Source organism: Pedobacter nutrimenti, from assembly GCF_003208655.1.
Lineage (GTDB): Bacteria > Bacteroidota > Bacteroidia > Sphingobacteriales > Sphingobacteriaceae > Pedobacter > Pedobacter nutrimenti.
This window is the reverse complement of sequence record NZ_QKLU01000002.1, coordinates 776,640-782,639: the sequence shown is the minus strand read 5'-3', so window position 1 is coordinate 782,639 and position 6,000 is coordinate 776,640. Positions and strand designations below refer to the sequence as shown.

Below are 6,000 nucleotides of genomic sequence, written 5' to 3'. Positions count from 1 at the left end.
TGAAACTGACCCCCTTGTTTCGGATCAAGCTGACCACCTGATTGGCTGCCGAGCGTGGTAGCGAATGCCCCACGAAGTCTTATCAAAGATAATTAATTCTTAACAACCCCCGATCTTGCACCGGGCAAAAGTAGCTCAACCTGGCTATCATTCCCTTCACCCGCCTTTTCAGAACAAAACAAACCTTCAGCTTAGACCGTCCTGCCAGGTATTTTAATGCGGTCTCAAATAAGCCCGTATAATCGGTTCAGTCCGCAATCTGGACTAACACTCTATTCGCAGGGTACATCGACGCTTAGCGGCTATTATTTAGCCTTAAAACTTAAAGATAAATTGATCCTTTCGGGCTGGAAAAAGTGGCTTGAGAGACAAAAGGGGGTCAATTTGCCCCGAAATGAAGGGGTTAATTTAGAGCGAAATGCAGTGGCAGTTTAATTGCGGAATGCAGGGGTCAGTTTTGTCGAAACTCCCATACCCAAAAAGTCCCTCATGTACAGCAAAATTAATAAATAATTAGCAAGAGTTTTCTATCTGCTATTTACATAAAACACCACAATCTTCTAACTATCATCAGCAGTAAACTTACATTGAGGGAAGTTGTTGCAACCTTTAAATTTTCCATACGTACCGCTGCGTATAACTAATTCACATCCACACTGTGGACAAACATTTCTCTCGATTAATTTTGATCGCTCAGATACACGTTTTCTAATAGCCCTTACATGAGCGCTTCGCTTAAAATTTTGACTAATATTAAGCGAGCTTAATTTTTCAAAAATAGCCTTCTTTTCTATGTCTGAGAGTATAATCTCTTTGTAGCCTTTAATCGTCCTCAATAGTTGCCCAGAATAGATCACATCAGAATCCGATTCCACCTTCAAGGTTGCATCGCTTAAAAAAACGACAATTGGAATATATTTAATGTTATGAAAATCGTTAAGATTAAGCTTTAAAGCTCTGATATGCCCCCAATTTTGACGTACTGGATTATAGAAACGCTCCTTTCTCTTATAAAAAATTTGCGTCCAATACTCAGAATTCTCATACCCTAAAATCCATCCTTTCAAATTCTTGGTTTCAATCACAAACAACCCACAATTTGAAATAATCAAATGATCAATCTGTGATGTCCTGCCTCCAGCCTCTAATACCAGATTATTGATCACTTTGTATTTAGACTTAGACAATCTAGCCAGCTTCCATGCTATAGTTTTCTCTCCTATCGAACCTTTTATACGTCGTCTATATACGGCATAGATTACAGCTGGGACAATGAATATCATTAAAATCCAAATGTCTACAATGATATCCGGCATAATTTAATCTGTTATCGGAATTTGGCTATCGTTTTAGTGATCAAGTTCCATTTGGCACATTAGAGATCAACCCCATCATGGGAACTGCAAAATATTGATCGTTAATTGCTCAAAATCTATACTAATCTACTTAATTATTCTTTATTTGATAGTTTATATAGCTCCCTGAAGTTTTTACCCCAGGGTTTAACGTTCGCCAGATCACCTTCCCTTATGCCAAAGAATCTTTCCAGAGCAACAACTTTCTGATACGGAATATCTTTTCTACTGCCTTCTTCTATGTTCTTATAATTGATCAAGGTATTCATGGAAATACCGATGGCCTTTGGCAGAATCTTCATTACAAATTTATATTCTTTAACAGTAAGATATTCCAACAACTCTTCAATTCTGTACTTTTTAATTCCTGTAGTTGGTTTAGATTTCATAATAAATTGGATTCTAAAAGCCTTCGCCCAAATGGAAAAGTCAGTTTATTGGAACCTTCCGACACTTAATGCGAATTGAGTGGCCACCATCGTTGGAACTCCTGGTTTTATTCTAGTGGCCACTTTTACCGCCTCATTAGTTATTCATAGTTATTTTCTTCAGTCTTTTTTGGCCGGGTCTTTCTCATGGATTCTCCGGTGGCATCAATTCTATGCGCACTATGAACGATCCTGTCTAGCACCGCATCAGCAATGGTCTTTTCTCCAATGATATTGTACCAATCTTTCACCGGGAGCTGAGAGGTAATGATCAGGGACATTTTATCATGCCTGTCCTCGATAATGTCCATCAACATTGCTCTGGATGTGGCATCCAGCGGATGCAGACCAAAGTCGTCCAGAATCAACAGTTCTGCTTTTTCGATTCTCGCCATCTCTTTGATGTAACTGTTATCTGCCTTAGCCTGCTTCAATCTGGTGAAGAGCTTAGGCGTACTCCAGTATAGCACTTTGTATTCTTTGGCACAAGCCTGGTAACCTAGTGCTGAGGCAATATAGCTCTTACCTATTCCTGTTGGGCCAGTGATCAGCACATCTTCATGCTTTTCAATAAAACCACATTCTGCAAGCCTCATGATCTGATTGCGGTCGATGCTTCGGTCACGATGAAAGTTGATGTCCTCTATGGAACCCTTATATCGGAATTTTGCTGCATCTATAAGTCTATTGATCCTGCGGTTTACACGATCCTCGTATTCTGCCTCCACCAATTCTGCTAAAAATTGATCCGGGGTATATTTCTCCGTATTTCCAGTGTCTAACTGTGCTTTAAAGGTGTGGAACATGCCAAAGAATTTCATTTCTCTTAGCTTATCTAAAGTGTCTGAATTGTTCATAATAATTGTTAAGTCTATTTATAATATTTTTCACCCCTGATGTTCTTGTGGCTAGGCATCGGGAGTTCGCCAGCAAAAGGGTTTTCCCGGTGGCCATCCATGTTACTTTCCAAAATCGATTGGATAGATTTGAACTTGGTGTGTACGCCAAAGTCCATTGCCCTTCGGCATGCACCAGCAAGGCGTTCGGGGCCAAACTTTTTTACCAGGCTCAATACGCCTTCACATGACCGATTGATCATATCTACGTGCCTGTTACCTTCCAACATAACTGCAATAACCGCCCTAACATCATCATGGATAGCCGCAGCCCGTTCCAAATACCGTTCTGGTGAACGATCTGCGGAGTACTGGTGCCGTTGGCTTAGGTGATTCTTGTTGGTGGTATAAACGTATTTTGCCTTATCCCGTTTATGGACTGCAATACGTTCGTTTTTAAAAAAGATTTCTACAGTAGAAGCCGTATATAGAATTTTTACTTTGGAATGGACAAAACGGAATGGAACACTGTAATAGTGTTTATCCTGACCAAGATAGGCATGACCATCGGTCTTTACCTTAGACCAAACCTGATCTTTGATTTCAAATCGATCAACCGGAAGGGGTTTAAGTTCTTTCCGTTCAATCTCTTCAAACTGCATTCTCCGGCTGTAATCACGTCCTTTGAGTAAATGATTATTATGGTGCTCCAGGTTTTTCCAAATGGCCTTATTCAACTCTGCAAGGGAATGATAGACTTTCTGCTTAACCGGAAGGTAGATCCGGGTATACATGATCCGTACAGCTCCTTCAACTAATGCCTTATCTCTTGGTTTATAGGCTCTGGCGGGAAGCACACATGTGTCATAATGTTGTGCAAAAGATTCAAAAGTTTGGTTTAGGGTCGGCTCGTAACGGTGGCTCTTGATTACGGCTGCTTTCAGATTATCTGGGACGATGGCCGAGGGAACACCCCCAATGTAGTGCAATGTATTTTCACAAGCCTTAACAAAGTCCTCTTTTTGCTGGCTTGCAACAGCTTCAATATAGGTAAGCTGGCTTGCGCCTAAGATCGCTACAAAAACCTCAACCTCTATTACCTCTCCGGTCTCCATGTCCGTATAGCTCAACTTTTTACCAGCAAAGTCAACAAATAGCTTATCCCCAACTTTATGTGTCTGGTGCATTGTTGGAGTGACTTTCTCTTGCCATAAGTTAAAATAATGGCAGAACTGGGTATACTTGTAGCCATTAGGAAATTCTTTCATGTATTCTTCATGAAGCGTGGCCCTGGTGACTCCGGTACGTTTTAGTTCCTTTTCCATCTTTGGAAAGCAGCGTACCAATGCCTCCATACGTCGATTTTTTGATTTAGGTTTTTCTTTGATCTCACCAAACAGATCGTTCAATTCATCGTCGTCTAAGCCATCAACCTCCTTAATAGGATAATCACAGGCTTCAAATGCGGCAATGTATTTTTTTACTGTATTACGGGATATTTCGACATAGTCAGCAATCTTTTGCTTTCCCTTCCCCTGGTCATACAACCTTAGAATTTGTCTGATTTTATTCATACTGATAGTGGTATTAGCCATTAATTGAATGATTATTGAAATCCTCCAACTTGAATAGGCCGCTACAGCACGAGAACATAAGAAAGATCATGTGATTTACATTTTGAAAACATGTTGCGTTAACCCCATAGTTAGCGGTAAGTATCGGCGACTATCGATATAAAATGACTTGATTTTCTATTACTCCCAGATCATATAAACACCTATTTCGCCAACCTCGAAATCATTTCGGTCGGAAAAATTCGTGCTTCAATCTGCGGCGACCCCAATTGAATTGGAGTATATAATAATATTAGTTTTCCTGTTATTACGGAAAGATCATCTCGACACAATTCCGGGGACTTTGTCAGTCCTTCGGGTAGGAGAAATTGTGCTCAATCTGTGGCTGCATCCTGGTGACATGCAGTAGATAACAGTTTTAACAATCGCAAATATATGTATTGTATTGGAATCACCAAATAAATACAAATGCTCACATGGCATTAAATATCCATTTCGTGAAAATAAGTCATGGTATGCAGTACATCAATATAGGTGATAGAATTGCAAGTGTAGCGAATTGCTTCAGGTTCAAGCACCTGGGTATGCCCTACAACCTGGCGATAGCCAGTGAGCATATCTAGCATAGTTTCCTTTCGATCTGCCCATATCGGGCTACCTAGTCCTAGATCACCCGGCTCGCCTCTGTGTATACCCTCGCTATATAACATATACCGTTGTTGTGGGCTTCCTTCTGCCTCAACTTTATTAATGAGATCGGCGGTAGTATCATTATCATCCCTGATGTCATTAATTATTGGTGATCTCAAAAACTCCCTGTACCAGGAATTGGAAATTCCCGCATGTGTAAAAATATAGTTTCCTCGCTGGTAAGCCATTTGAAAACAATCTTTGTTCTGATTGAACAGCTCGGTTAACTGCCTTTGCATACTCGGGCGAAAACCCTTGATCTGATACCTGGGAAAATGTAGATATTGCACATCATGATTGCCCAAAAGCAATATAACCTTTTTCCAGTACTTACGTTTGAGTTTGATTACCGCAACCAAGTTATTATAGATAGCCTCATCTTCTTCAGTAAAGGAATCCACATAATCACCTAAAAATACGACCTTGTTATATTGTTTAAAGTCAATATCCTGCCAGCTATTTCGGCCATGTAGATCTGGAATAAAAATATGCTTCATCGACATCAGCTATTTCTGGTGTATTTTCTCTTCGGGCTAGCGGTAAGCTCTACAAAATGGCTCCAACATAAATGTTGCGACAGTGTCGCAATATTCTTCTAACTGAACCCACCCGCCACTTTGCACATTCGTATCCTTTACATCTCGTTCTGTAATAGTATACTAGACGGTAATTAATATAGTATCTTTCTCAAATTTAAATACCTGCTTTTCATTCATTCTGGAAATTATCAATGCGTAACAATCATTCCGCTCTTCTATTTCTAAAAGCTTGCCGAGGTTCGCCAAAACAACACCTGCTTCAATTTTTGATACATGGACACAATTAATTTTTGGGAGATTATCAGATCGTATCATAAGATGGGATGATTATGTCCACTATATGGAGCGTTAATAAATACGTTGTTTATTACAATAATAAATCAAGAGTGCAGTAAATAGCAGGGGCCGGAATTTGGTTCCGATCCCCCGCATATTAACGCTCTCAACACAAAAATACAGAAATATATGTATTAATCTAAAATGCTGTTGGTATTTACCGGAAGTATGCCTTCCAAATCATTAAGAAACGTGTTTTAACAAAACCCATTATACAGGTACATATTTTTATCTAGGATGTA

5 protein-coding genes are annotated in these 6,000 nt (G+C 39.8%); all 5 read right to left on the bottom strand.

From position 1 onward, the window contains the following. Nucleotides 1-560: 560 nt before the first annotated feature. A complete protein-coding gene (locus B0O44_RS08145; protein ID WP_110829122.1) occupies nucleotides 561-1,316 on the bottom strand; it encodes an NERD domain-containing protein in 756 nt (251 codons plus the stop codon). 134 nt (nucleotides 1,317-1,450) lie between these two features. Further along, entirely contained in the window at nucleotides 1,451-1,744 is a 294-nt protein-coding gene (locus B0O44_RS08140; RefSeq protein WP_245943619.1) for a hypothetical protein, read from the bottom strand. Between the two features lie 140 nt (nucleotides 1,745-1,884). Then, on the bottom strand, nucleotides 1,885-2,640 hold the full coding sequence (gene istB, locus B0O44_RS08135) for an IS21-like element helper ATPase IstB (protein WP_110829120.1): 756 nt from the start codon (nucleotides 2,638-2,640) through the stop codon (nucleotides 1,885-1,887). A 14-nt stretch (nucleotides 2,641-2,654) separates the two neighbouring features. Beyond that, nucleotides 2,655-4,214 carry an IS21 family transposase gene (gene istA, locus B0O44_RS08130; RefSeq protein WP_110829117.1) on the bottom strand — a complete coding sequence of 520 codons (1,560 nt, stop codon included), beginning with the start codon at nucleotides 4,212-4,214 and terminating at the stop codon, nucleotides 2,655-2,657. Nucleotides 4,215-4,675: 461 nt separating this feature from the next. Continuing rightward, nucleotides 4,676-5,380, bottom strand: coding sequence for a metallophosphoesterase (locus B0O44_RS08125; protein WP_170123285.1), 705 nt, complete (start codon nucleotides 5,378-5,380; stop codon nucleotides 4,676-4,678). Nucleotides 5,381-6,000: the final 620 nt, after the last annotated feature.